This is a genomic window from Lachnoanaerobaculum umeaense (assembly GCF_003589745.1).
GTDB lineage: Bacteria > Bacillota > Clostridia > Lachnospirales > Lachnospiraceae > Lachnoanaerobaculum > Lachnoanaerobaculum umeaense.
On record NZ_CP032364.1, the window covers coordinates 667,104 to 692,909 of the forward strand.

Sequence of the window (25,806 nt, forward strand, 5' to 3'; positions counted from 1 at the left end):
AACATATCCTTCTTACGATACCAAATTAGTGGAATTCTACGTTATGACGATTCAAGATATCCACAGCTAAATCAAACTTTTCTTTTTTATAAACATAATTTTCCTTGGCATAGTGTTCGATGAATATTTCATCTTTAATAAATAGGGAGAAAAACGGCAACAAATTTTCTTCTTCATCTTATTCTGTAGTTTGAACAAAACTTTTTAGACTCACAATTTTATTTTAGTTTTTTAGAGCTTCACTTAATAAAAACATATTGTTGAGATAATGTTTATACTCCGGCCCTTTTTTATTAAAGTCATCTTCGTTTATTCCTCTATAAACATAAATTGCAGTTTCAAAAAAGGATGAATTAGACATAATATAATCTTTATCCGGTATATAAACTAATATAATCTTAGGAGAATCTCCGATTTTTACAAATCTCTCATAAAAATCCTTATAAAAGCGGGAAGTCGCTAAATTTTGTGGAAGTTGCCAAATATCATGAGTATGAATATTCCGGGTATTTTCAGGTTTGTTATAATTAATCAATGAGATAGCTGAGTCTGCTGTCATACTATCAAGTTCACTATATAATACTTTATTCAGTCCATATTCTTTGCCAAGTAGTAAAAATATATCATCCTGTGTTTTTTTGGGCATAATGATATCATTTTTATAAAAGTTATAAACCGATGGCAAAAAACTGCTATCTGTAGTAGATATATCTCTGATAGTACGATAATTACAAATGTATTGGTCCATAAAGTTCTCCTGTATTAATCCAAAAATCTCTGTCATAGAAGATTTAATAGGTTGTACATTATTAGTTCCATTCCAAAAAATTTTCACCCCATACAGTCTATCTACACCCGCTATATTTATAAATACATAGTCTATGAAGTTTTTGAAATTTTGTAATAATCCACAGCTATCAACAATGCATCAAGGATTGATAAAATACTTAGGATGATTTGTACAGATATATATGTTCTCATTCCCTCGAATTCACTAAAGCCTTCGGTATTTAGGGAATAAATAAAATCGGAGATTTTACTTCCGTTAAGTATACATATAACCAGTAATATCATTATAACGACTTTTACAGAAAGGCTTAAATTAAGGTTAAAATTATCAGTTTTATTCATATGATATAAATCCCCCTTTACAATGATATAAAATAAATTATGCATTACTGACTTCAATATATCATAGCAAGTATCAAAATACAATTTAAAAAATATTATGATAGTAAAAGCTGAAATAATAAATAAAAATAAAGTCCTTGACAGCAGTTTCAGATGATGTATAATGTTCTTTGTTTAATAACACTAAACTTTTTACTTAGAAATAGTGTGCAACACAAAGAAAGGCTTTTTATGGAGATCGGTTCAAAACTAAAAAGACTCAGAGTGCTTGCAGGGCTTACACAAGAAGAGCTTGCTGATAGAGCGGAATTGTCAAAGGGATTTATTTCGCAGCTGGAGAATGATATTACTTCACCGTCTATAGCAACTCTTCTTGATATTTTGCAATGCCTTGGAGTGGAAATAAAGGACTTCTTTGATGAGGAAGCTGAAACTCAGGTGGTTTTTACTGAAGAAGATTACTTTATAAAAGAGGATAAAGAACTAAATAATACTATTAAGTGGATAATACCTAATGCACAAAAAAATATGATGGAACCTATACTGCAAACTATAGAACCGGGAGGTCTGACATATCCTGACAACCCTCATGACGGAGAGGAGTTCGGATATATTCTTTCCGGAACTGTGGAGATACATAGGGGAAATGATGTGTATTTGGCAAAAAAAGGAGAGGCTTTTTATTTTACATCCGATAAAAAGCATTATATCAGCTCAAAGCGAGGTGCAAGACTTATTTGGGTCAGCACACCGCCTAATTTTTAAAAATTGGAGGAAGTATGTCGACATCCCTTATTGATTTGGAGAATATCTCAAAGAGTTTTGACGGAGAGATTGTTCTGGATGATTTAAATTTATCAATTAAAGAAAACTCATTTGTAACTTTACTCGGTCCGTCAGGTTGTGGTAAGACCACCACCCTTAGAATAATAGGTGGATTTGTACAGGCAGATACCGGAAGAGTGATTTTTGACGGTAAGGATATATCAAATCTGCCGCCAAATAAAAGAAATTTAAATACAGTATTTCAAAAGTATGCATTATTTCCTCATATGAGTATTGCAGAAAATATAGCCTTCGGTTTGAAGATAAAGAATAAATCAAAGGCATATATTGATGACAAGATAAAATATGCACTTAAGCTGGTAAACTTATCCGGATATGAAAACAGAAATATAAATCTGCTCTCAGGCGGACAGCAACAAAGAATTGCAATTGCAAGAGCTATAGTAAATGAGCCGAAGGTACTTTTACTTGATGAGCCGCTTGGAGCACTTGATTTAAAACTCCGTCAGGATATGCAATATGAGCTTATCAGACTTAAAAATGAGCTGGGTATAACTTTCGTTTATGTTACACATGATCAGGAAGAAGCGCTTACAATGTCTGATACCATTGTGGTTATGAATCAGGGATATATACAGCAGATGGGTACTCCGGAGCAGATATATAATGAGCCTGAAAATGCCTTTGTAGCTGATTTTATAGGAGAATCAAATATAATCGGCGGAACCATGGTACAGGATAAGCTCGTAGATATATTCGGAGCAAAATTTGCCTGTGTGGATGTGGGATTTGGCATCAATAAGCCTGTTGACGTTGTAATAAGACCTGAGGATATAGATCTTGTAGAGCCTGAGAAGGGAACTTTGGTAGGTAGAGTTACTCATTTGATATTTAAGGGTGTGCATTATGAGATGGAAGTCACTACTCCAAACGGATACGAGTGGCTGGTACATTCTACAGATATGTTCCCGGTAGGCAAGGAAGTCGGCATCAGTGTGGATCCTTTTGATATACAGATAATGAACAAGCCTGAGTCTGAGGATGAGGAGGCTGTGGGTGTAAATGAATAAGGATTTAAGAAAAGTACTCTCATTCCCATATATTCTTTGGATGATAGGTTTTACAATAATACCTCTATCACTTATTTTTATATATGGACTGACTGATAGGAGCGGAAGCTTTACAGTGGCAAATGTACTTTCAATATTTGCAAAAGATCATTTCAAGGCACTTTTATTGTCCATAATATTATCAATTGTAAGTACGGCTATTTGCCTTGTAATGGCATTTCCGCTGGCACTTACTTTGAAAAGCAAAAAGCTTAACAAGGGAAGTCTTATAGTATTTATATTTATTTTGCCTATGTGGATGAACTTCTTGCTTAGAACTCTTGCATGGCTTTCACTTTTGGAGAAAAACGGAATTATAAATACGATTTTAAACTTCTTGCATCTGCCGAATTTAAATATCATCAATACACCGTCAGCTATTATACTGGGTATGGTTTACAACTATCTGCCTTTTATGGTACTTCCTATATACAATGTACTTGAAAAGATAGATGACAATACAATAAATGCCGCAAGAGATCTTGGTGCAAATACAATGCAGACACTTACAAAGGTAATAATTCCCTTGAGCATTCCTGGTATTGTCAGCGGCATAACTATGGTATTTGTGCCGGCACTGACAACATTTGTTATCAGTAATATCCTTGGTGGAAGCAAGGTGCTGTTGATAGGAAATGTAATAGAGCAGGAGTTTACAAAGGGAAGCAATTGGAATCTCGGTTCCGGACTTTCACTGGTAATGATGATCTTTATACTTATCAGTATGGCATTTATTGCCAAGTATGATAAAGACGGGGAGGGCATGAGCGTTTGATCTATTCAAAGATAAGAAAAGTACTGGGGGATTTTTACCTGGTATTTATATTAATTTTTTTATATGCCCCGATAGCAACTCTTATGATACTAAGCTTTAATGCCTCAAAGTCAAGGAACAGGTGGGGGGGATTTACTTTTGACTGGTATGGTGAGCTTTTTAAAAGTGCTACAATAATGTCGGCCTTTAGAAACACATTGGTTATCGCATTTTTATCGGCACTTATTGCAACCATTATAGGAACTGTAGCAGCAATAGGTATCAACAATATGAGAAAGGTACCTAAAACTGTGGTAATGGCTGTCAACAATATACCTATGCTAAATGCAGATATTGTAACAGGTATATCTTTGATGCTTGGATTTATAGCTTTTGGAATAAGTCTTGGGTTTAAGACTATTCTTATAAGCCATATAACTTTTAATATTCCATATGTAATACTGTCGGTAATGCCAAAGCTTAAACAGACTGAGAGAGTTACATATGAGGCGGCACTGGACCTTGGTGCTACACCTATTATGGCATTTTTTAAGGTAGTGTTTCCGGATATATTCCCGGGAGTAATATCAGGATTTTTACTTGCCTTTACAATGTCGCTGGATGATTTTATAATAACACATTTTACAAAGGGTGCAGGTATAAATACTATATCAACTCTGGTATATTCAGAGGTCAGAAGAGGTATAAAGCCGAGTCTGTACGCCCTTTCTACAATTATTTTTGCTACCGTTTTGATACTGCTTATAGTATCAAATATTGCACAAAACAAAATAAAGAAAAGATAAGAGGAAATAAGCGTGAAAAAGAAATTTGTAAGTATAATGACATTGATGAGTATGCTTTCCGTGGCTGTATTATCAGGATGCGGAAAAAGTGATGCAGGTGCCAAGGCGGGCAGTGCGGGCGAGCTTTATGTATATAACTGGGGTGAGTATATTGACGAGAGTGTTGTGGAGGAGTTTGAAAAAGAAACAGGTATCAAGGTCGTTTATGATATGTTTGAGACCAATGAGGAAATGTATCCGGTACTTGAGGCAGGTGGTGTGGTATATGATGTAGTATGCCCTTCAGATTATATGATCGAGAAGATGATACAAAATGATATGCTTGCAGAAATCAACTTTAATAATGTCCCTAATATCAAGAATATAGATACAAAGTATATGGATATGGCAAAATCATTTGATCCTGAGAATAAATATGCCGTGCCATATACATGGGGTACAGTAGGAATACTTTACAATACTTCAATGGTGGATGATGAAATCACAAGCTGGAGCGATCTTTGGAATCCTAAGTATCAGGGAAATATCCTTATGCAGGATTCTGTAAGAGATGCCTTTATGGTTGGTGAGAAGATGCTTGGATATTCTATGAATACAACAGATAAGGCTGAGCTTGAGAAGGTAAAAGAAAAACTTATAGAACAAAAGCCGCTTGTACAAGCCTATGTAATAGATCAGGTAAGAGATAAGATGATTGGTGGAGAGGCCGCTATAGGTGTTATTTACTCAGGCGAGATGCTCTATGTTCAAAATGAAGTTGCAAATTCAGGAGAAGATTTCGAACTTAAGTATGTAATACCGAAAGAGGGTACAAACCTTTGGATTGATGCATGGGTAATTCCAAAGAATGCAAAGAACAAGGAGAATGCGGAGAAGTGGATAGACTTCTTAAACAGACCTGAGATTGCAAAGAAGAACTTTGAATATATTACATATCCTACTCCAAATAAAGCCGCTTTCGAGCTTTTGGATAAGGAGCTTCAGGAAAATACAGCACTCTTCCCGACAGATGATATGTTAAAGAACAGCGAAGTATTTAAATATCTAGGAGATGAGGGAGATAGCCTTTACAATGACCTTTGGAAAGAAGTGAAGGGAAAATAATCGTATTATTTGTGTTTTTAGCAGCTGAGATATTGAATTTTTAAGGCTAAATACATCTTATTTCTGTGAGAACTTTAAGCAAATAAGTAAAAACCGTGGGCTATAGCCTAGCTATGCCCCACGGTTTTTATATTCTATACTTCCTTGGCAAATGTTATCTTATTGCCGTCAATATCAAATACATCAAATACCAAAACAACTTCATAATCTATAATTTCACTTGTTTTAATGCCGCACTCATCTAAGGTTTTCTTTGTCTGATTTATATCTTCGACTCCTACTACAATAGAGCTTGTTTCTATGCTGTCTTTTTCCTCACAGGATAATTGCAGCCATGAATTTGAGGACAATTGATATTCAGCTACTCCATCCATTGGAATAACATCAGGCTCTCCAAGCCAATTTTTATACCAGGCAATTGATTTCTCTATATTTGATACCTTGAATACACTTACTAAACTTTTTATTTCTATTTTTCTCATTACTTTCACCTTTTATTTTATAATAAATTGCAGATGATTGTATCATAAAACGGGATTTTTGACTATGGTATATTTCTTAGGGTTGGTATTATAAAAATGGGATTAATCGGTATAAATGCCCGGTAAATTTACAGTGCTGTATTAAGGTGATTGGTATTATAAAAATGGAGTTAATTGGTATGTTAGTTTGTACAAGTTTAATGGATTGAGATGTAGAGGGCAAGTTCACCTGTATACATTAATTTAAAAAGTAATGGAGATTATTGATAAAGCAGGAGATATTTATATCTGAAGTGATTTGATGTATAATATAGGTAAAATATACAGGTGAAAAATGACTATAGTAGGATAGGGAGGTAATATGGAGTTTGTAAAAAGACAAAGACAATTTTTTATAAATACACTGATTTGTATTATTACATAAGCTACTAAACTAATAATAGTTGATATGAGTGGAATAAAAATATTTGATGGGATATTATGTACAATAATGAAGTAATAGATATATGCTTTAAGAAGGAGGTTGCATTGCTAGTGTTTGATTTGATGGTATTTTTGCTAATTGTATTTGCTATTGCAGAGGGTGTATGTTTGATTCTTTTATATCATAGAATATTTTATAAGAAGAAGCAGAGTATAGATATTTTTTTTATTTGTGTATTTTTTATTGGGTTTTTATGCGCCTTGCAGTTTCTTTCTCTCTTGTACATTTATGAGAGTATTAAAGTCAATCCTAAACATGAACTTGCACCTTTGTTTACTACTTTTTCAGCAGTAATTTCTGCTCTGTACACATTGCCTTTTGCAATTGTTGCAAATAACTATAGAAAGAGGTGAGTCCATTAAAAGATTAAATTGATGTTGCAATCAAATTATGCATTTATTGTATGAAGAATCAAATTTTCCTTGATTGGAGTTTGGTTTTTTAATGATACTATGAAAAAAAGGAACCATATTTATATGTACATGAAAGGTCTAAAAGGCAAAAAGCAGGGAAAAAGGGAATGCCAACTGTAATAATGTATTTACCTCAAGAATACGATAATGCATTTAATTTGTTTATTGGTAATAGGATAGCTAATAAAAAAATATATGGGGGGATGTATCTAATGCTTTAAGTGCATTGTCAGTTGGACTTGGAAGCAATGAGAAAATAATAGCTGATTTGTCAGCTATTATAGGAAAATTGGCAGGACCAAGTAGCTTAGCACTATCGGTAATATCATTATTTTTAGCAACTTTACCTAAACCTTTTTTAGAAAGATTGCGATTTGAACTAGATAAAAATCAGTATTCATTTATAAAAATTACATTGTTTGATGTAAATCCAAGTACAGAAGAAATTGTTGGAGGTTATAATATAGATGATTTTAAAATTGAAAAGATTTCAGATTATGAGAACAAAGTTATGGATATATATGGAGAAAAATATTGGATAGGAGAGTTTGGAATGATTAGCAAGATTAAACCAAATCCTAATAGTAATAAAAGTATTGATGAACAAATAAGAGATAATATAAAAAAATATTCAATGAGATAGAAAAGTACTTGGATAATAAGGTGAATAGTAATGGTAAAAAATAAAATATTAACGAAATATGTGATTCTAACATTATTGATTTGTAGTTTGATAGTTTTATATTTAATTATTACAAACTTAGAATATAAGATAGTTGTAAGGGATAATACATTTATTGGAATAAAAGATGGTATTTTTAAAAAGAAATCTGATATTGTAGATTTTGATATTCCTTATGGTGTAGTTAGTATAGGAGCATTTGCCTTTTCTAGTTGTGATAATTTGCAATCGGTTAATCTGCCAGAAACAGTTAATAGTGTAGATAATTATGCATTCTTTGAATGTAAAAAATTACAAGAAATTAAATTATCTTCAAATTTAGAAAGTATAGGGGATATGTCATTCTATAACTGTGAAACACTAAAATATATAGAACTGCCTAATACCTTAAATGAAATAGGAAGTTCAAGTTTTGCCGAGTGTAAAAATTTAAAAAAAATAATTCTGCCAGACAGTCTTGAAAGTATTGGCGAGTTTGCATTTGAAAACTGTACTAATTTGAGAGAAGTTAAGATGTCAGATAGTGTAAGTAAGGTTGGTGAAAATATATTTGAGGGGACAGAATTTATAAATAGTCTTAAACCAGATGAGTATGGTTGCATTTATTTAGGGAACTTACTATTAAAAGCAAATGATACTAAAGAATATGTCAAGATAAAAGATTCTACAAAAGCTATTGCAGCAAAGGCATTTATTAATAATATAAGAATAAAAAATGTTGATTTACCACTTGGACTTATAGAAATAGAAGATAGTACCTTTGAAGGTTGTAGAACTTTGGAGTCAGTAATTATACCACAAGGTGTTAAATATTTAGGAGAATATGCTTTCCTAAATTCAGGGCTAAAAAGAGTAGTATTACCAGCCGGATTGGAAGAAATATCTTATGGAGCATTTAAAGATTGTTATAATTTAGTAGAAATTAATTTACCCTCTAGTATTATAGATATTAAAGGAGGGAGTTTTTATGGAACTAAGTATTTAGATAGTATAAAAGAGGATGAATATGGCTGTAAGTACAAAGAAAATATTTTACTTGAATATACAGGTAAAAGTGCTGAGAAAATAGAGATAAAAGCCGGAACAAGATTAATAGCAGGAAGTGCATTTAATAATGCAGAGAGTATAAAAGAGGTATATATACCTAAGAGTGTAGATCATATAGGAAGATATACATTTACTAAATGTCATAATTTAGAAAAAGTTGAGTTTGAAGAAGATGGTAAATTAACAACTGTAAACGGACATTCATTTGATTTATGCAGCAATTTGAAGGAAATAAAATTACCAAAAAATATTAAAACAATATCAGAATATGCCTTTTTTGCTTGTGGTATTGAAACTTTAAGAATACCGGAGAAAGTGGAGGATATGGATTTATGGGCTATTGCACAATGTCTTTCATTAAAGAGAATAGAACTTCCTAAGAGTTTAAAGGGGAAATATTATTATCCTGATTATAGACCAAAAATAGATTTAGTATTTTATTGAATTTATTTTTTAGATAACAAGTATTTAATTAAGATTAGTAAGGGTGATATTGCAGATAAGTACACTATGACAACTATGGAAGCAGTCAACGCAACAGGGGTACTAGAGGCAGTTATAGATAGACCAAATCATGTTTCTGTAAGACCTGTAAATCCTTTGGAGATGATGGAATGGATTAATAGCAGGCCAACAGCAAAAGAGAATCCATACTACTTAACAAAAATATTAGCATCAATATCTATAAGAGATAATGGAGGACCATGTAATGTCAGCAGTGATTGATAATTTAATTAGTAAAGAAGAATATAATATTTATGAAAATAGAAATATATCAGATGAAAATTTGGAAGAATTAGCCGTATTATTTCAAATGGAAGGTAATAATTTAGAAGATTATCTTTATTTAGGTAACTACAAATCTAAGTTTTGCTGGTTTAATATTCTACATATTATAGAAAAAATGAAATATTCTATGAAGATTAGATATATACCGTTTTTGATAAGATTGTTACAAGATGCCAACTGGCCTGCATTTGAATATGCAGTTTCTTTATTATTTTCTTATAATAAAAGTGATTTGATTCCATTTATAGAAGATGCATTGTGGAAAGCATATAAAAGTGATGATGGAATGTGGATATCAGGAATTGATATACTATTGGAACATATCCCTATAAAGCCAAGTGAATTTGAAAACCCCAAAACCTATGGCTTGTTAAAATATGGAGATTTTTAGAGTTCTTATTTTTTGAAGGTGTGAGAATTATATTTTAGCTCAGCTTGTAGAAGAAAGTGGAGTATATCCTAATAGAAAATATAGTTACGATAAAAGAGGGGTAAGCACCCAATAACATGATGCCTTATATTTCATTAAACTAAATGAGATAATAAATCAAATAAAAAAGTGCTCCAATAAAGAGCACCATAGTTTATTTGTTTATTGCTTACATTCTTCCTTTACATCCGGTGACCAGGGCATTAAACCTTCTAAAAGTTCAGGTTCGGACTGCCACTGTGTATCCGGCATATACATGAGAAGATATTGCAAGTAGGTAGACATTCAAGCCGTTTCCCTTTGCTGTCTCTACAATACTATAGACAGCTGCACTTGCAGATGCTCCTTTGGAAGTGTCTGCAAAAAGCCAATTCTTGCGACCTACTGTAAATGGACGAATTGCATTCTCGGCAGCATTATTGGAAATAGAACATCTTCCATCAAGCAGATAATTCTCCATATATGGGCGCTGGTTATTAGCATAAACAAGAGCTTTTCCAAGTGCAGAGCCTTTTAATGCCGTTATGGAATTAATCCAACACCAAAAAGCCTCAAGAACAGGTTTTTCCAACTCCAGGCGCTTACTATATCGTTCTTCAGATGTTAAGTTTTTAAGGCTGTCTTCAATGTGAAACAGCTGATCACAGTAATTCCTTCCGATTTCAGCAAGGGTGAGTGGTGCATCCTGTGAACTCTTAGATGGAATCGCTTCTATAAACTTTCTCCTAAGGTGGGCCCAGCACCCACATCTGATCATATCAGAAAGTTTATTATAACCGGAGTATCCATCAGAGTGAAAGTATTCTTTGAAACCTTTCAGGAATTCCACTGCATGATCACCATTTCTTGAAGGCTGATAATCATAAAGAATTATGGATGGCTTGTCGTCATTTCCGGTTCTATATAGCCACATATAAGACTTTGTCTGTGGTGCCTTGTCTTTTTCTTTAAGCACCTGAACAACGGTCTCATCGCAATGCACTATATCACGCTCAAGGAGCTTTTTGTGCAGATGAGATACTAGGGGCTTTAGATAATCCTCACTGCAACGGATTATCCAGTTTGCCATAGTGGAACGGCTGAGGGCGATTCCCAGTTGTTCCCAGTTTTTCTCCTGCCTATAAAGAGGCATACCGTTTACATACTTTTGATACATGACATTGGCCACTGAGCTTGGGGAAGCCAACGAATGGTTCATCAGTGATGAAGGTGTGGGTGCCTTCATTATATAAGGATAAGCTGTATGCTTACATTTGGGACACTCATATACAGTTTGAACATAGCGAACAATTCGAAGTTTTGCAGGAATGTACTCTAATTCTTCCCTGACAAATTTTGTGCCAAGGACTGTTTTAGTGTCAGGGGTGGCGAATACGGATTAGAATATGACCAGAATGGAATGCAAAGTTTGTGTGTGTTATTATTCACTCTTATCACCTTTATAATTAGAATATGACCAAAATGGAATGTAAAGTGTTTTATATAATATAATAAGTTTTTGCAGAAGAAGAGGAATTATGCTATACACATTAATATTAAAAAATATGAAATCAAAGTATAAAGATTATATATTCTATTTGGTAAGTTCAGTGATAGCAGTAGCAGGATATATCATTATATCAAGTTATTTGAATGCTATGAGAGAAGTTGTAAAAATAGAAAATATTAAAATCATGAACAGTGAGATCAGCACACTCAAATGGATCTCTTATGTGTTCCTGCTTATTTCGTTATGCTTTATTATTTATACATTTTTAAACTACACAAAAAAGAAAAGCAGAGATTATGCTATTTTTATTATTTTAGGACAGAAAAAATCAAATTTATTCAAATGTATAATAATTGAACTTCTTGCCACATATATTGTATCCATGATTTTGGGGAGCATGATTGGAGCGTCTTTTTACTATGGAAGTATATACTTTTTTAGAAAAGTGTTTTTATATGAATTTCCGATGGTTATATATCCAATAAAAAGCTATATTTTCATTTATATGATATATTTTGCTTTATATTTTATATCTGCTCTTTGTATTTATATTAAGATAAGAAAAATGAAATTAAATGATTTGCTTATAGAGGAACAAAGAGCAGATACATTAGCTAAAAAAGGCTGGTATAGATTTGTATTTGGAATTATTTTGTCTATACTTTCTTTGTATGTTATTTTAATTCAACAAGGAGATATAATTTTACGAACATTTTCTTCCATATTGTTAATTTCTATAGGGCTATATTTTATTTTTTTATCTATGGCATTTCCTATACTACAATTATTAAGAGGAGAAACAAAGTTATATTATAAAAATTTTTTATTTATAAGTAATTTTGTATTTCGATTCAATAAATTTAGTAAAATTATATATTTTTCATTATTAAGTGGAATAATCCTACTCATTTTCATAGGAGCAAATATTTATAATAACATATATGCAAATACAGTAGAAAGCTATCAAATGATGTACCCAAATGACTTTGTTATAGAGAGCTATTCTGTGCCAAATACCTTGATTGAAAGCCTGAAAAATTCAAAAATTCCTATGGATATATCTGAACTGGAGGTTTCGGAAATAAAAAATAACCAAAATATAGGGAATATAAGATGTGTAGATATTGAACGCTATAATACCTTTCGCAATAAAAATTGGACTCTAAAGAGTGGAGAGATAATAGGGATTGATTTGAAATTGGAGGAAGATTTTGAGGCATTAAATGGAGACAGTTTTATATCGATTTACACTATAAACGGACAACAATTTGACTATAGTATTAAAAGCAGATATTGGGAAAATATATTTGGAGTATTTGAAAATTATGGAAATGAATATCTGTTTTTGATGAATCACAGAGACTATGAGGATATCAGCAGACATGGACAGAATAAACATATTATATTTGTAAATGCAAAAGAGCATGGAGATCAAAATCGTATTAAACAAGTACTGAATGATTACGAACAACAAGATGAAATGAAAGTAAGAATATATGAAAAGGATAAATATGTAGAAATAAATAGAAATGTAATACTTTGTATGCTTATTGTCTTTGTATTGGTAGCCATTGTAATCACTATCTTTAAGAATAGTGCAATCTATATAAATACATTTAGTCAGATAGATTATTTGTCGGAAAAATACAAGGCGTATTATATTATGGGCATGAACAAGAAGACTATTGCTAATACTGCCACAAGAGAACTTCAATTGCCTTTTCTGATTCCTGTGATATTAGCATGTATATTATCCATGATGTATCTTTATATACTATCCGGTGTCAATAGGGTAGAGCAGAGAAGTCAGATTTACACTTTTTTTGCAATATTTATAGTTGGATATTTAACATTGGAATATATTTACTATAAAATACTTAAAAAACAATTTATTTCTTATATTTTAAGGCGATTAGGATAGGTGGGATATATGAATGAAGTTATAAAGGCTGTTGATTTAACCAAAATATATAATAAGAGAGATAAGAAGAAAAGGGGAGAAATATCTGTTAATTTAAATCAAGTCTTAAATGGTGTCAGTTTAGAGGTATATCATGGGGACTTTATTAGCATTATGGGAAAATCAGGTTGTGGAAAAACTACTTTATTAAAAATACTTGGAGGGATTGAAGAGGCAACTACCGGAAGAGCAATTGTTGGAGATATTAATTTAAGCAGTTGTTCTGATGAAATATTATCGGATGTTAGACAAAAAATAGTTGGATTTGTGTTTCAAGAATTTTATCTGGTAGATAGTCTGACTCTAAAAGAGAATATTCTATTACCTTTATACATAAGCAATAAGCCATATAGAGAGATTGAATCATTAATATTAGAAAATGCAAAAAGGTTTGAGATTGAGAAAATTTTAGACAAATATCCAACAGAAGTATCAGGTGGTGAAAAACAAAGAACTGCAATATGTAGAGCAATTATAAACGAACCTAAGATAATATTAGCAGATGAACCTACCGGGAATTTAGATAGCATTAATTCCGAAATAGTAATAAAATATTTTGAAAGATTAAACTTAGAAGAAAATCGTACTATTTTAATGGTAACACATGATCCGACAATAGCAAGTTATAGTAAAAAAGTGTTATTAATGAAAGATGGGGCTATAGTAAAACAAATTGAAAAAGAAAATGGAGAAGATAAAAAAAATTTTATACAGAGAATTGTAGAGATAATGGACTATTGATGATGTTGTAATTTAATATTACTTTGATGCAGAATAAGCTGGGGATGTAGTTAAATTTGATGAAATAGATTTAGAGTGAAAAATTAGTTAAGATATCAGATTATCTAGGTTAGTTAATTATTTATACTTCGTTAGAATGTGCTGTCAAGCATAAATGATTATGTCCCAAAATAATTAATTTATAAGCCCCCACAAAGGGGCTTTTATTATGCACTTTTTATGTCTTCTTCAATTCTGTGTGGCTGTGAGTGTGCGAATTTATTAAAGGCATCCAATCTCCAAGGATGGTTCATAGGCGGTATATAAGGCTTTCTAGGCTTTGGCTGTTTGTAGTCAGCGTCCAAATCCTTAGATTTATGTTCATGAGCCGGTATTTCTTCCAGTGCATAAATATCTTTGTCATTTACGCACGCAAACATAGACCTATCAAATGCCTTGATAAGCATAACCTTTGTACCTTTTCTATAATGGGTCTGCAATCCTTTATTATCTATCATCTTATAAAATTTCTTCTCGAATTGAATCGCATGTCCGGCATCAACAGTTCTCTCAGTTAAAACCGCCAAAGTAAGATTTATTTTTTCTTTAGATGGTTGCGTTTCAAAGACAGATTTGATACCATAAAGTGGAAGTGAGAACTTCTCATTGAATTCTTTTATGTAGTGGTAAATGAATTCATTGGCATTATTGATGTCGGTTACGCCTGCGAGCCTTAGCTCAATAGGCAGGCGTGACTGTAAGGTTTGATTCAATCGTTCTATACGTCCTTTAGCCTGTGGTACGCTGCTTGATTCAAGCTGTGTGCCAAGTTGCTTACAGGCGTATGCAAACTGTGTATAGGTGTCTTTGTCGTCAGATAAGGCACCTTTTTTCTTGTAAGTAAATACAGTTCGTTTATCAGTAAGAAACTTATAGGGAATACCATAATCAGTAAGAATCTGCTCAAACACATGGTAGTATCCATTAAGAGTCTCCTGAGTATCAAACCATGCACCCGTAACAACACCTGAGGCATCATCAATAGCCAAATGTAGATGCCATATCTGTCCCGGCACCCATTCATAAGGGGTAGCATCCATCTGAAGCAATTCACCAAAATAAGCACATCTTGGACGACGACTGTGAGCATCTTAAACTGCTACTAAGTTAGCTTGTATCTGTGATAATTCCCTTTTTGATGTTGCAGCTTCCTTCTTAGCTCTGAGAGCTTGCTTAATGCGTCTACGCTTAGCTTTTGTAGCCTTTGGGGATAGAATGTACTCTGACTCCAAAATACTCATTACAGAGGAAGAAGAGATACTTATGCCTTCATGCTTTTTTAGAAGCTCTGTATAGTGTTCAAAGTTAGCTTCGTAGTATTTAGTTCTGTATAGATCAAGAACCTGACTTCTGATATCAGGGCAGATAGTGGTAGCCGGCTTTTTGCCTCTGTTACCATGAATAAAGAATGCCTTACCATCTTTAATATAACCCTGTATCATACGGTTTATATGCCTTTTGGTGCATCCTAGGATAAGAGCAGCTCTATTCTTATTAGCTGTATCTGGGTGATCTACCAGACCTTTGATAACATCATACTTTCTTTGTTCATCCATTGATAAAATAACCTTTCTGATAAGTCAGTTCCTCCTAGTGTTAGAATATACAAAATAGTATTCTACCATAAGTGGGACATTTTTATTTGTGGTATACTAGGACTTTATCATTTATGGCTTATAAATTATTTATACTTCGTTAGAATGTGCTTGTGTTCTGATAGGGATACTGGTATAGTTTTAATTTTTTTAAGATATCGAGATTGATTTTGTAAAATCATGATACAATAGAGTATATGAAATGTACTGGAAATTTGAATAAATAGGATAAAGAAATGGATAAAAAAGATGAAATGATGTTTGTAAGTCATGAATCCCTTGTAAAAAAGATTTATATTATTAGGGGACAAAAGGTTATGCTTGACTTTGAATTAGCCGAAATCTATGGATATGAAACAAAGCGATTTAATGAGCAGGTTAAAAGAAATATTGAGAAATTTGATGAAGACTTTATGTTTCAATTAACTGATGAGGAAGTATCTGAACTTTCAAGGTCGCAAAATGCGACCTTGAACAAGAGTGCAGGAAGAGGTAGTAATATTAAGTACAATCCTCATGCTTTTACCGAGCAGGGAATCTATATGCTAATGACAGTTCTCAAAGGAGAACTTGCGGTCAAGCAGAGTAAAGCTCTGATTCGTACTTTCAAGCAAATGAAAGACTATATCGTAGAAAACCAAGGATTGATTGGGAAAAGAGAGTTTTTGCAGCTTTCGATGCAGATTACAAGTAATGTCGTGGAAATGCAGGATTCTCGACCTTAGCAATCCACAGCTCAAATACGGATTTTTACTTTTGAACGGACAGCCCATCGAAGCCAATCTTGCTTATAAGGACATTTACAGCATAGCAAAAAAGAGTATTTATATCGTCGATAACTACATCGGAGTGAAAACTTTGGTCTTGTTAAAAGATGTCCCCTCATCGGTAGAGGTCATTATATTCAGTGATAACATCGGAAAAGGACTTCATACCCTTGAATATCAGGATTTTTGTGAGGAATATCCGTTTAGAAAGATAACATTCCAAAAATCCGGTGGAGAGTTTCATGACAGATACATTATTATCGACTGGAATACCGAACATCAGAGAATCTATCATTGTGGAGCATCTTCCAAAGATGCAGGGCAAAGAATCACAAGCATAACGGAAGTGGTCGATCAGATGATTTATACAGACCTTATCAATAACCTATTGAAAAATCCGGTGTTGAAGTTAAGATAAGAAGTGAAGCAGATTGGAAAATTTGAAAAGCATTTATAAAGTTAGTGCAAAAGAATTAATATTATGCAATTATCACTTTTTGATAAAATAGATGGATTAGCAGAAGAAAAACAACATACAAAATTTAAAGTTCATTTATCTGAACATATAAAGCTTATATTAGAAAACATGTAATTTAATGAGGGAGAATTTTTATGGAAAATTTGGAGAATAAAAAAGTATACAGATTTAAAAAATTTTTAGGATTCTTGGGATTGTTAGGTTTTTTAGGATTTTTAGGATTTGTATTTGATAATGTAGCATTTTTTCATTTTTTTAGTTTTTATTGTTTTTTTTCATATTTTTTTGTGAATGATACGCAGAGTATTAAGAATAAAGATGACAAAAGACATACTTTATACAGAGGTATTTTGGCAGTTATATTTACAGCCAATATAGTTATAACTAACAGTGGATATATTCATGATAAATACTCGGCCATGACTATTTTAATCAGCGTAGCTTTTGCTATAGCCGTAATAGTGGATACTATTATTGGAAGAAGTTAAATGTAGTTGAAGTTGAGTTAGTGTTTATACAATAAAACACCGGCATGTCCGGTGTTTTATTGTTTTTATCTCAGAGCCACATCCAGTGCCATCATCACTGTAAATCCGAAGGCAAATAAGATAACTCCTATATTTGAATGTTCTCCCTCACTCATTTCAGGTATTAGCTCTTCTACTACCACATACATCATAGCACCTGCTGCAAAGCTTAGAAGATAAGGCATCACAGGAATAAATATCTTTGATGCTCCAAGCATTATCAGGGCTGCAACAGGTTCTACTGCACCGGAGAGTATACCGTAGAATAATGCCTTCATTTTACTCTGTCCTTCTGCATGAAGAGGCATTGATATAATGGCACCCTCAGGGAAGTTTTGAATAGCGATACCAAGAGAGAGTATATTAGATTTATATAAATTTGATTGCGTACTATCAATATATACATATGATAACATTTATAAATACAAATGGCAATATATAAACCTAAAGAATGTATTACTGTATAAATTTTTTGTAATAGCTTATCTCACTTGAAATACAAAATCCTAGATCAGTATAAATTTTATATGCAGGCTTATTTTCTAAAAGTAGCTGCAAATGTATCTTGGTCTTTCCAAGATTTTTTATAAATGAAATTATTGCCATCATTGAAAGTTTACCAAGTCCCTTATTTCTGTACTCATCATAAATATTGAAGCTGTGGAAATATATATCATTTATATCAAAGCTGAAGGTATAAAAGTTAAATGAACCAATCTCCTCATCTCTATAATAAATATAGTAAATGTCATCATCATCCTCAAAAATGTCAATATCTAATTTTTTTTCAATAACATATGTGGATAAGTCAAGCTCCATCATAGTTTCTGTACAATCATATATTAGAGAGAGACGGTCTGCTGTCGCAATTGCAGGTGTATAGTTTCTTTCACAAAGAAATGATACCTTTGCACCTGATTTTAAATCATTAGAAAGATGGTCTAAAAGTGATTTAAAATATCCCTTTTTTCGATTATTTATATCTGTAAAAGCTATTACTTCATATACATTTGTATCTATTTCAAATAGTGCCAAAACTGACATCAAATTTTCGTTCTCATAGCATAAATAATATGCACATCTCTCATCACTGAAATCAAAATAAAGTGGAAGGTGTTGCTCTTTATCTTGGGCTTCAACTATGGAATTTATTTGATTTATCATATCTTCAGATAAAACTCTTCTTTTTATAATATTCATGGCAATCTCCAACCTTGCATTTATTGAAATAATGTCGGCATATGTGTTATACTTTTAAAAACAAAATTATGCCCAAAGGGCCTGTAGGAGAAGATATGATTGCAAAACTTATTGAGAAAATCAAGCAAACAAATGCCCCTATATGTGTAGGTTTAGACCCACTTATTTCACATATACCGGATTATATACTAGAAGAGAAAATAAAGAAATATGGAAAGAGCACAAAGGCAATAGGAGAGGCATTTTTTGAGTTTAACAAAGAGATAATTGATAAGACTTATGATTTGATTCCTTCTGTAAAGCCGCAGATAGCTATGTATGAAGAGTTCGGCATAGAAGGAATGATCGCTTACCAAAAAAGTGTAGAGTATGCTAAGGAAAAAGGTTTACTTGTAATTGGTGATGCAAAAAGAGGAGATATAGGATCTACTTCACTTGCTTATGCAAAGGCACATATTGGAGTAAGTGATATTTTGGGTGAAAAAATAGTAGGCTTTAATACAGATTTTGTAACTGTAAATCCATATCTTGGTACAGACGGTGTAAAGCCTTTTATAGATGTATGCAATAGCGAGGATAAGGGTATATTTGTACTTGTAAAGACTTCCAATCCTTCAAGTGGTGAATTTCAGGATCAGCTTATAGATGGAATACCTCTGTATGAGCTTGTAGCTAAGAAAACTTGTGAGTGGGGTGCTATGAGTATGGATGGAAATTATTCAAATGTAGGTGCAGTAGTTGGTGCTACATATCCTAAGATGAGTGCAATACTTAGAGAGAAGATGCCAAACACTTTCTTCCTGGTACCGGGATATGGTGCACAGGGTGGAACAGCTGAGGATTTAAAGCCATGCTTTAATAAAGACGGTCTTGGTGCTGTAGTAAACTCTTCAAGAGGAATCATTGCTGCATATAAGCAGGAAAAATATTCTGTGATGGAGTTTGGAGATGCAGCCAGAGCAGCTGTAAAGGATATGATAGTAGATATAAACAGAGTTTTATAAAGAGAGAAAAATGACTAAGATAATGGATAATGGGAAGGTACTTTCCCAAGATGAGCTGAGTAAAGATATTTATTCTATTTGGATAAAGACAAATATAGCAAAGACTACAAGGCCCGGACAGTTTGTAAATGTATATACAAAAGATCCTTCAAAGATTTTGCCAAGGCCGATAAGTATATGTGAAGTAGGCAAAGATTCTATAAGGCTTGTATATAGAGTTACAGGAGAAAGTGCCGGAACAAAGGAATTTTCAAGTTTAAAATCAGGAGATACCATAAAGGTTTTAGGACCTCTTGGCAACGGTTTTCCTATAGATTCCAAGTCTACTATCCTTATAGGAGGAGGTATAGGAATACCTCCAATGCTTGAAACTGCAAAGCAAATAGATGGAGAGAAAATAATAGTACTGGGATTTAGAGACAGTGATACTTTCCTTACAGAAGAGTTGGAAAGCTATGGAAGAGTATATATTGCTACTGAAGATGGAAGTATAGGTACAAAGGGCAATGTTTTGGATGTGATAAGAGAGAATAATTTAAGTGCAAAAAGGATACTTGCCTGCGGACCTACTCCAATGCTTAGAGCTATAAAAAAATATGTATCAGAAAGTAATATCGAATGTTTCCTGTCATTGGAAGAGAAGATGGCATGTGGAATAGGTGCATGTCTTGCTTGTACTTGTAAATCAAGTGATATTGACAGCCACTCGAAAGTAAAAAATAAAAGAGTTTGTACTGAAGGTCCGGTATTTATTGCTTCGGAGGTTGAACTATGACAAACATAAAAGTAAAAATAGCCGGTGTGGAGTTTAAAAATCCTGTGACAGTTGCGAGTGGAACTTTCGGACATGGTGAGGAGTTTGCAGACCTTGTAGATATCAACAGACTTGGTGCGGTTACTACAAAGGGGGTTGCCAATATTCCATGGGAGGGAAATCCCACACCTAGAATTGCGGAAGTCTATGGTGGTATGCTTAATGCTATTGGACTTCAAAATCCGGGAGTTGATACATTTATTGAAAGAGATTTGAAATTCCTTAAAGAAAAGGATACAAAGATAATTGTAAATGTCTGTGGAAGAAGTATTGAAGACTATATTGAAACTGTTGAAAGACTTTCTACTGAGGATGTGGATATGTTTGAAATCAATATATCTTGTCCAAATGTATCACATGGAGGTATTGCTTTCGGTACAAATGTTGACAGTGTAAGTGAGATTACAAAACAGATAAAGACTCATTCAAAGAAACCTATTATTATGAAGCTTTCACCGAATGTTACAGATATAACTGAGATCGCAAGAGCAGCTGAAGCAGCAGGAAGTGATGCCCTTTCTCTTATAAATACAATTACCGGCATGAAAATAGATATCAATAAGAGATGCTTTGCAATAGCAAATAGGACAGGTGGAATGTCAGGTCCTGCTATAAAGCCTATTGCTCTTAGAATGGTGTATCAGGTGGCAAATGCGGTAAATATACCGATAATAGGTATGGGTGGTATATCCGGTACCGAAGATGCCATAGAATTTATACTTGCAGGTGCTACTATGGTCAGTGTGGGAACTGCAAATTTCATAAATCCTAATGCAAGCATAGAGGTAGCAGAGGGAATTGAGAAATATCTTGAAAATAATGGATTTAATGATATAAATGAGATTATAGGTTTGGTAAAGTAAAACTTTGATTGGAGAATTTATGGAAAATTATAAAAAAGAATTTATTGACTTTATGATAGATTGTGAAGTGTTGAAGTTTGGCGACTTTGTTACAAAGAGTGGAAGAAATACTCCATTCTTTGTCAATACCGGATTTTACAGAAGTGGCGCACAGCTTAGTAAACTTGGAAAATATTATGCAGAGGCTATAAGAGGAGCTTTTGGAGATAATTTTGATATTCTTTTTGGACCTGCTTATAAGGGTATTCCACTTAGTGTTGCAACATCAATGGCACTTAGTGAAGAAGGTGTGGATGTAAAATACTGTTCAAATAGAAAAGAAGTAAAGGACCATGGAGATACAGGAATTTTGCTTGGTTCACCTATTAAGGACGGGGATAAAATAGTTATAATTGAGGATGTGACTACAGCAGGAACATCTATAGAGGAGACTTTGCCTGTTATTAAGGCACAGGGAAATGTGGATGTACTTGGCCTTGTAGTGAGTGTAGACAGATGTGAAAGAGGTCAAGGTGAGAAGTCCGCACTTGTAGAGATAAGTGAAAAGTATGGTATTAAGACTACAGCCATTGTTACAATGAATGAGGTGGTAGAATATCTCTATAATAAAGAAGTTGGAGGCAGAGTAATTATTGATGATAAATTAAAGGCTGCCATTGATGAGTATTACAAGATTTATGGTGTAAAATAATAATACCAAGTGGAGGAAAGATGGAAAAGACTTATAAACTTATGAAGTTTTGTGGTGGAGCAGGCATTGCCATAGGCATAGTAATGATTGTTGTAGGAGTTGCTACAGGTGTTATGTCCATTGTAAATGGTGCGAGGCTGCTTGCCGGAAAGAATTATATAGAGTTTTGACATGAATAAACTTGAAAATAAGTTTAGATTCATAGGAATGATTTTATTTATAATATATCTTTTGATGCTATTGTATTTCCTATTTTTTGCTGAGGCATTTGGTAGGGGAATGGCAGTGGAGGCACATGGTTGTAATACTACTCCATTTCTTGAAATCAAAAGATATATCAATAATTTTGATAAACTTGGTATGATAACGGTAATAAATCTGGGGGGCAATGTACTTGCATTCATGCCCTTTGGATTTTTCAGACCGATAATTGGCAGGAGAAAAAACAGTTTTTTTAGAACATTAATTCAAGGTTGTGTGTTTTCTTGTGTGGTAGAGATAATACAGCTTTTGACAAATGTGGGAAGTTTTGATGTAGATGATATCATATTAAATACATTTGGAGTTTTTCTGGGCTACATTGTTTTTATTCTGTGGAAATTTATCATATGGAGACGAAAATGAGTTTTTTTAAGAAAAAGAGAATAGGAATCCCTTATAGAAGAGAAGAGAATATTTTGGATTCTGACAGATTCTTATCAGAAGAGGACAAGGTAAGGTTTGCCACCGGCAGAAAAGACATGGTCGATTATATGAGGAGACCTTTTGCAAAGGATGCAAAGTTTGCACTTTTTATGGATGTAGTTGCGGTGGTCCTACTTGTCTTTGCTGTGATAAAGGTAATAGAAAACCAAGGTGCACCAAGTACTCAGGTATCAGCTTTTGCACTTTGTTCATTTCTGTTTGCTGCATCAGGATTATATTACTCACTAAAGTCTTTTAGACAGGGTGTGGCTAGAAAATCACTTTCAGTGGTTACAATGATATTTGGAGGAGTTTTATTTTTACTATGGTTTATGATATTTATTCTTGGGATAAGAGGCTGATATTAGAGAGAATAGATCTGGCGATGGACAGAATATCTCAGATAAAATTAGAAAAGGATATTAGATACAGTGAGTTCTTCTTGAAACTGGCAGGCTTCTTGGAGCAAGTAAATTATTTGAGAATAAAAAGAGACAGTGGTGAATTTGACAACCAAAGTTTTGATGAGCTTAATATTGCTCAAAATGAGCTGTATTATGACCTGAAAGAGGAAAACTATGGTGAATCTGTATACAATCCTGATGTTTTAGATAAGATATGTGATAAGGAATTCATATCACCTTTTTTAAGTCTGTCTTTTGAGGTGAGAGCTGCAATTATAACAGTTTTTGAGGGAGATCTTGAGGGATTTGTCAATATTCTTGAACTGTTTTTGCAGGTATATGGCATATGCCTTGAAGGCGGAGATGCCAAGGAAGTTTCAGATGCAATATATTGGTATGCTTCAGATTACTTGGATATTACAGCAAGAAAAAAGATTATAGAAAGTTTCACCACTTCTAACAGATTCTTTTATAATATTATAATGAATGACGATCTGTCTGATCTAAGATATCTGTTCAAATTCGGAGAATATATCGCTTCAAATGAGATAAAAACTGCAGAATACTTGAATTCACTTGATAATGAAACTATCAGACTATGTGCAAAAACTTTTGTAGATGGATATAGAGATGGTTTTTTTGCAATGCAAAAGGATATCTCAAAGAGAAGTATTGTTTCATTGATATATCGTATAGGATTTGAAAGAATTGTAAAAGAAGCCATTATATTGTTTGAAGATATGGGCTTTGAGGTTGTACTTGACAGAAAACCTTACAGACTTGCGGATATGTCACATATCAGAAATAGAGGTATCTGTAGTGGTGGAGTCAATAGACAGTTTGAGTATGACCACAAGTATGATATGAATGTCTTTACAAAGAAAGCATATCTTGATAGAAAACTTGAAATCAGTAAGCAAACTTTTGAAGAGATAAAGGAAAATATGGTAAGATATGGCGGTCCGGCTTGGATGGATTCATTTGGAGACCTGGAATTTACGCCAATAAAGAAGGCTTCATCAAATGTCTTTGTTGAAAAGCAAAATAATTTGATGAACAATTACAGAAATGAAATGATGCTTTTGCAGGATGAATATATGGATACTTCAGGTACTGCATTCTGTATTATAGCATGGCCACTTCCAAGTATTGCAGAGGATATGAAAGTTTATTCAAATATATTTGATGATATTATCAGAATAAACACTTTAGAATCAGAAAAATATAGAAATGCACAGCAAAAAATCATAGATGCACTTGATAAGGCAGATACTGTAAGTATACTTGGAGGTGAGGGTAATAAAACAAATATGACTATAAAGCTTCATGAGTTAAAGGATCCTTCGAAGGAAACAAATTTTGAAAACTGTGTAGCAGATGTAAATATACCTGTAGGTGAGGTATTCACATCTCCGATACTTGCAGGAACTAATGGTATACTCTTTGTTAAGGATGTGTTCCTTGCAGGATATCATTTAAAGAAATTATGCATATCCGTAAAGGATGGTATGATAGAGGATTATACTTGCGAGAACTTTGACACTGAAGAAGACAATCGAAGACTGGTTGAGGATTCTATACTAAAGGGTCATAAGTATTTGCCTATGGGAGAGTTTGCCATAGGTACAAATGTTATTGCCTATAATGTGGCGAAGAAATATGATATTTTTGAAAAGATGCCTATTTTGATTGCGGAAAAGATGGGACCACATTTTGCTTTTGGAGATACATGCTATTCACATGATGAGGAAAACATCAGCTATAATCCTGATGGTAAGGCTATCATTGCAAGAGACAATGAATGCTCTATAAAGAGAAAGACAGATATCAAAAATGCATATTTTAATTGTCATACAGATATTACAATACCTTTGGCGGAGCTTGGAGATATATATACAAATGAGCCTGACGGTATACATACCTATATAATAAAAGATGGAAAGTTTGTACTTGAGGGAAGTGAAGTTCTAAATGAATAATGGAGGCAAATATGGTAGAAGTTGCTATAGTAATGGGAAGTGATTCAGATTTGAATGTAATGAGGGCTGCCGGAGATTTTCTTAACGAGATGCGAGTGGAATACGAGTACAATATAATCTCAGCACATCGTGAGCCGGATCTATTCTTTGCTTGGGCAAGAGATTTGAAGAAGAGAGGTATTAAAACAGTTATTGCAGGAGCAGGCAAGGCAGCACATCTTCCCGGAATGTGTGCTGCACTTACACCGCTACCGGTTATAGGAGTGCCGATAAAGACCTCAGATCTTGGCGGAGTAGATTCTTTGTATTCCATAGTACAAATGCCGGGTGGTATTCCGGTCGCAACTGTGGCAATAAATGGTGCAAAGAATGCAGGAATACTTGCTACAAAGATACTTGCACTAAGCAATGAAGAGCTTTTTGATAAACTGGAAAAATTCAGTGAGAGTATGGCAAAAGAGGTAGAGTCTAAGGACAAAAAATTAAAAGATATCGGAGTTGATACTTTTTTGAAAGGCTAGATCCTTTCTTCTTTGTATAGTTGTTTTTGTTTT

At 33.3% G+C, this 25,806-nt stretch carries 25 protein-coding genes and 4 pseudogenes; 22 read left to right on the plus strand and 7 right to left on the minus strand.

Translation table 11 applies throughout. From position 1 onward, the window contains the following. Window positions 1-223 precede the first annotated feature (223 nt). Both D4A81_RS02910 and D4A81_RS02915 read right to left on the minus strand, forming a co-directional pair. Entirely contained in the window at window positions 224-748 is a 525-nt protein-coding gene (locus tag D4A81_RS02910) for a hypothetical protein (protein ID WP_111525217.1), read from the minus strand. 131 nt (window positions 749-879) lie between these two features. Further along, on the minus strand, window positions 880-1,131 hold the full coding sequence (locus D4A81_RS02915; protein WP_242977689.1) for a hypothetical protein: 252 nt from the start codon (window positions 1,129-1,131) through the stop codon (window positions 880-882). 231 nt (window positions 1,132-1,362) lie between these two features. Between D4A81_RS02915 and D4A81_RS02920 the strand changes: the two genes are divergently transcribed. Genes D4A81_RS02920 through D4A81_RS02940 form a run of 5 tightly spaced genes read left to right on the plus strand, consistent with a single transcriptional unit; the run spans window position 1,363 to window position 5,690 of the window. Next, window positions 1,363-1,896, plus strand: a complete 534-nt coding sequence (locus D4A81_RS02920) for a helix-turn-helix domain-containing protein (RefSeq protein ID WP_111525261.1) — start codon at window positions 1,363-1,365, stop codon at window positions 1,894-1,896. Between the two features lie 14 nt (window positions 1,897-1,910). Continuing rightward, window positions 1,911-2,987 (plus strand): ABC transporter ATP-binding protein, encoded by a 1,077-nt coding sequence (locus D4A81_RS02925; protein WP_111525215.1) that lies wholly within the window; start codon window positions 1,911-1,913, stop codon window positions 2,985-2,987. Beyond that, window positions 2,980-3,801, plus strand: a complete 822-nt coding sequence (locus tag D4A81_RS02930) for an ABC transporter permease (RefSeq protein ID WP_111525214.1) — start codon at window positions 2,980-2,982, stop codon at window positions 3,799-3,801. Before D4A81_RS02925 ends, D4A81_RS02930 begins: the two co-directional genes overlap by 8 nt. After that, complete coding sequence (locus tag D4A81_RS02935) at window positions 3,798-4,586, plus strand: ABC transporter permease (protein WP_111525213.1); 789 nt, start codon at window positions 3,798-3,800, stop codon at window positions 4,584-4,586. Before D4A81_RS02930 ends, D4A81_RS02935 begins: the two co-directional genes overlap by 4 nt. A gap of 12 nt (window positions 4,587-4,598) precedes the next feature. Beyond that, window positions 4,599-5,690 (plus strand): ABC transporter substrate-binding protein, encoded by a 1,092-nt coding sequence (locus D4A81_RS02940; protein WP_111525212.1) that lies wholly within the window; start codon window positions 4,599-4,601, stop codon window positions 5,688-5,690. A 134-nt stretch (window positions 5,691-5,824) separates the two neighbouring features. Here D4A81_RS02940 and D4A81_RS02945 read toward each other — a convergent pair whose 3' ends face one another. After that, window positions 5,825-6,172 (minus strand): VOC family protein, encoded by a 348-nt coding sequence (locus D4A81_RS02945; protein WP_111525211.1) that lies wholly within the window; start codon window positions 6,170-6,172, stop codon window positions 5,825-5,827. Window positions 6,173-7,295: 1,123 nt separating this feature from the next. On the opposite strand from D4A81_RS02945, the gene D4A81_RS02955 reads away from it, so the two are divergent. The 4 genes from D4A81_RS02955 to D4A81_RS02970 all read left to right on the plus strand — a co-directional run bounded on the left by D4A81_RS02955 (window position 7,296) and on the right by D4A81_RS02970 (window position 9,978). Continuing rightward, window positions 7,296-7,712, plus strand: a complete 417-nt coding sequence (locus D4A81_RS02955) for a hypothetical protein (protein WP_111525209.1) — start codon at window positions 7,296-7,298, stop codon at window positions 7,710-7,712. A gap of 30 nt (window positions 7,713-7,742) precedes the next feature. Then, entirely contained in the window at window positions 7,743-9,242 is a 1,500-nt protein-coding gene (locus tag D4A81_RS02960) for a leucine-rich repeat domain-containing protein (RefSeq protein ID WP_111525208.1), read from the plus strand. Window positions 9,243-9,308: 66 nt separating this feature from the next. After that, window positions 9,309-9,524 (plus strand): hypothetical protein, encoded by a 216-nt coding sequence (locus tag D4A81_RS02965; RefSeq protein ID WP_081457417.1) that lies wholly within the window; start codon window positions 9,309-9,311, stop codon window positions 9,522-9,524. Then, window positions 9,508-9,978 (plus strand): DUF5071 domain-containing protein, encoded by a 471-nt coding sequence (locus D4A81_RS02970; RefSeq protein WP_111525207.1) that lies wholly within the window; start codon window positions 9,508-9,510, stop codon window positions 9,976-9,978. Before D4A81_RS02965 ends, D4A81_RS02970 begins: the two co-directional genes overlap by 17 nt. Before the next feature lie 201 nt (window positions 9,979-10,179). On the opposite strand, the pseudogene tnpC reads toward D4A81_RS02970, so the two are convergent. Then, a pseudogene (gene tnpC / locus D4A81_RS02975) lies at window positions 10,180-11,365 on the minus strand (IS66 family transposase); the annotation flags it as partial. 169 nt (window positions 11,366-11,534) lie between these two features. Between tnpC and D4A81_RS02980 the strand changes: the two are divergent. Further along, window positions 11,535-13,427, plus strand: a complete 1,893-nt coding sequence (locus tag D4A81_RS02980) for an ABC transporter permease (protein ID WP_111525206.1) — start codon at window positions 11,535-11,537, stop codon at window positions 13,425-13,427. Between the two features lie 9 nt (window positions 13,428-13,436). Beyond that, complete coding sequence (locus tag D4A81_RS02985) at window positions 13,437-14,207, plus strand: ABC transporter ATP-binding protein (RefSeq protein ID WP_111525205.1); 771 nt, start codon at window positions 13,437-13,439, stop codon at window positions 14,205-14,207. Between the two features lie 206 nt (window positions 14,208-14,413). On the opposite strand, the pseudogene D4A81_RS13895 reads toward D4A81_RS02985, so the two are convergent. Continuing rightward, a pseudogene (locus tag D4A81_RS13895) lies at window positions 14,414-15,802 on the minus strand (ISNCY family transposase). A 275-nt stretch (window positions 15,803-16,077) separates the two neighbouring features. Here D4A81_RS13895 and D4A81_RS13780 point away from each other — a divergent pair. Further along, a pseudogene (locus D4A81_RS13780) lies at window positions 16,078-17,026 on the plus strand (ORF6N domain-containing protein). A 194-nt stretch (window positions 17,027-17,220) separates the two neighbouring features. Next, window positions 17,221-17,574 carry a DUF3796 domain-containing protein gene (locus D4A81_RS03000; RefSeq protein WP_111525201.1) on the plus strand — a complete coding sequence of 118 codons (354 nt, stop codon included), beginning with the start codon at window positions 17,221-17,223 and terminating at the stop codon, window positions 17,572-17,574. Window positions 17,575-17,639: 65 nt separating this feature from the next. On the opposite strand, the pseudogene D4A81_RS03005 reads toward D4A81_RS03000, so the two are convergent. Next, window positions 17,640-17,972 (minus strand): annotated as a pseudogene (locus tag D4A81_RS03005) (ZIP family metal transporter); the annotation flags it as partial. 97 nt (window positions 17,973-18,069) lie between these two features. Then, window positions 18,070-18,813, minus strand: coding sequence for a GNAT family N-acetyltransferase (locus tag D4A81_RS03010; RefSeq protein ID WP_111525200.1), 744 nt, complete (start codon window positions 18,811-18,813; stop codon window positions 18,070-18,072). A 95-nt stretch (window positions 18,814-18,908) separates the two neighbouring features. Here D4A81_RS03010 and pyrF point away from each other — a divergent pair, with 95 nt between their 5' ends. Genes pyrF through purE form a run of 9 tightly spaced genes read left to right on the plus strand, consistent with a single transcriptional unit; the run spans window position 18,909 to window position 25,773 of the window. Next, a complete protein-coding gene (gene pyrF, locus D4A81_RS03015) occupies window positions 18,909-19,817 on the plus strand; it encodes an orotidine-5'-phosphate decarboxylase (protein ID WP_111525199.1) in 909 nt (302 codons plus the stop codon). 10 nt (window positions 19,818-19,827) lie between these two features. Continuing rightward, window positions 19,828-20,592 (plus strand): dihydroorotate dehydrogenase electron transfer subunit, encoded by a 765-nt coding sequence (locus D4A81_RS03020; protein ID WP_111525198.1) that lies wholly within the window; start codon window positions 19,828-19,830, stop codon window positions 20,590-20,592. After that, the gene (locus D4A81_RS03025) at window positions 20,589-21,494 is read left to right on the plus strand and encodes a dihydroorotate dehydrogenase (RefSeq protein ID WP_111525197.1); all 906 of its coding nucleotides are present in this window, start codon (window positions 20,589-20,591) and stop codon (window positions 21,492-21,494) included. Before D4A81_RS03020 ends, D4A81_RS03025 begins: the two co-directional genes overlap by 4 nt. A gap of 19 nt (window positions 21,495-21,513) precedes the next feature. Then, window positions 21,514-22,185 (plus strand): orotate phosphoribosyltransferase, encoded by a 672-nt coding sequence (gene pyrE, locus D4A81_RS03030; protein ID WP_111525196.1) that lies wholly within the window; start codon window positions 21,514-21,516, stop codon window positions 22,183-22,185. A 20-nt stretch (window positions 22,186-22,205) separates the two neighbouring features. Continuing rightward, on the plus strand, window positions 22,206-22,355 hold the full coding sequence (locus D4A81_RS13090) for a hypothetical protein (RefSeq protein WP_162902542.1): 150 nt from the start codon (window positions 22,206-22,208) through the stop codon (window positions 22,353-22,355). 1 nt (window position 22,356) lies between these two features. Further along, window positions 22,357-22,809 carry a VanZ family protein gene (locus D4A81_RS03035; protein WP_111525195.1) on the plus strand — a complete coding sequence of 151 codons (453 nt, stop codon included), beginning with the start codon at window positions 22,357-22,359 and terminating at the stop codon, window positions 22,807-22,809. Beyond that, window positions 22,806-23,231 carry a hypothetical protein gene (locus D4A81_RS03040; protein WP_111525194.1) on the plus strand — a complete coding sequence of 142 codons (426 nt, stop codon included), beginning with the start codon at window positions 22,806-22,808 and terminating at the stop codon, window positions 23,229-23,231. The genes D4A81_RS03035 and D4A81_RS03040 overlap by 4 nt, the downstream gene beginning before the upstream one ends. Beyond that, on the plus strand, window positions 23,195-25,252 hold the full coding sequence (locus D4A81_RS03045) for an aminopeptidase (RefSeq protein ID WP_111525193.1): 2,058 nt from the start codon (window positions 23,195-23,197) through the stop codon (window positions 25,250-25,252). Before D4A81_RS03040 ends, D4A81_RS03045 begins: the two co-directional genes overlap by 37 nt. A gap of 11 nt (window positions 25,253-25,263) precedes the next feature. Then, a complete protein-coding gene (gene purE / locus D4A81_RS03050; RefSeq protein WP_111525192.1) occupies window positions 25,264-25,773 on the plus strand; it encodes a 5-(carboxyamino)imidazole ribonucleotide mutase in 510 nt (169 codons plus the stop codon). Window positions 25,774-25,806 lie beyond the last annotated feature (33 nt).

What these genes read in the sequence shown, in the direction of transcription:
- D4A81_RS03045 (WP_111525193.1), top strand. Translation starts at nt 23,195, where the DNA reads ATGGTTTATGATATTTATTCTTGGGATAAGAGGCTGATATTAGAGAGA.
- D4A81_RS02965 (WP_081457417.1), top strand. Translation starts at nt 9,309, where the DNA reads ATGACAACTATGGAAGCAGTCAACGCAACAGGGGTACTAGAGGCAGTT.
- D4A81_RS03035 (WP_111525195.1), top strand. Translation starts at nt 22,357, where the DNA reads ATGAATAAACTTGAAAATAAGTTTAGATTCATAGGAATGATTTTATTT.
- D4A81_RS02920 (WP_111525261.1), top strand. Translation starts at nt 1,363, where the DNA reads ATGGAGATCGGTTCAAAACTAAAAAGACTCAGAGTGCTTGCAGGGCTT.
- D4A81_RS02915 (WP_242977689.1), bottom strand. Translation starts at nt 1,131, where the DNA reads ATGAATAAAACTGATAATTTTAACCTTAATTTAAGCCTTTCTGTAAAA.
- D4A81_RS03010 (WP_111525200.1), bottom strand. Translation starts at nt 18,813, where the DNA reads ATGAATATTATAAAAAGAAGAGTTTTATCTGAAGATATGATAAATCAA.
- D4A81_RS02945 (WP_111525211.1), bottom strand. Translation starts at nt 6,172, where the DNA reads ATGAGAAAAATAGAAATAAAAAGTTTAGTAAGTGTATTCAAGGTATCA.
- D4A81_RS02960 (WP_111525208.1), top strand. Translation starts at nt 7,743, where the DNA reads ATGGTAAAAAATAAAATATTAACGAAATATGTGATTCTAACATTATTG.
- pyrE (WP_111525196.1), top strand. Translation starts at nt 21,514, where the DNA reads ATGGAAAATTATAAAAAAGAATTTATTGACTTTATGATAGATTGTGAA.
- D4A81_RS02980 (WP_111525206.1), top strand. Translation starts at nt 11,535, where the DNA reads ATGCTATACACATTAATATTAAAAAATATGAAATCAAAGTATAAAGAT.
- D4A81_RS13090 (WP_162902542.1), top strand. Translation starts at nt 22,206, where the DNA reads ATGGAAAAGACTTATAAACTTATGAAGTTTTGTGGTGGAGCAGGCATT.
- D4A81_RS03040 (WP_111525194.1), top strand. Translation starts at nt 22,806, where the DNA reads ATGAGTTTTTTTAAGAAAAAGAGAATAGGAATCCCTTATAGAAGAGAA.
- D4A81_RS03025 (WP_111525197.1), top strand. Translation starts at nt 20,589, where the DNA reads ATGACAAACATAAAAGTAAAAATAGCCGGTGTGGAGTTTAAAAATCCT.
- pyrF (WP_111525199.1), top strand. Translation starts at nt 18,909, where the DNA reads ATGATTGCAAAACTTATTGAGAAAATCAAGCAAACAAATGCCCCTATA.
- D4A81_RS03000 (WP_111525201.1), top strand. Translation starts at nt 17,221, where the DNA reads ATGGAAAATTTGGAGAATAAAAAAGTATACAGATTTAAAAAATTTTTA.
- D4A81_RS02985 (WP_111525205.1), top strand. Translation starts at nt 13,437, where the DNA reads ATGAATGAAGTTATAAAGGCTGTTGATTTAACCAAAATATATAATAAG.
- D4A81_RS03020 (WP_111525198.1), top strand. Translation starts at nt 19,828, where the DNA reads ATGACTAAGATAATGGATAATGGGAAGGTACTTTCCCAAGATGAGCTG.
- D4A81_RS02970 (WP_111525207.1), top strand. Translation starts at nt 9,508, where the DNA reads ATGTCAGCAGTGATTGATAATTTAATTAGTAAAGAAGAATATAATATT.
- purE (WP_111525192.1), top strand. Translation starts at nt 25,264, where the DNA reads ATGGTAGAAGTTGCTATAGTAATGGGAAGTGATTCAGATTTGAATGTA.
- D4A81_RS02930 (WP_111525214.1), top strand. Translation starts at nt 2,980, where the DNA reads ATGAATAAGGATTTAAGAAAAGTACTCTCATTCCCATATATTCTTTGG.
- D4A81_RS02925 (WP_111525215.1), top strand. Translation starts at nt 1,911, where the DNA reads ATGTCGACATCCCTTATTGATTTGGAGAATATCTCAAAGAGTTTTGAC.
- D4A81_RS02910 (WP_111525217.1), bottom strand. Translation starts at nt 748, where the DNA reads ATGGACCAATACATTTGTAATTATCGTACTATCAGAGATATATCTACT.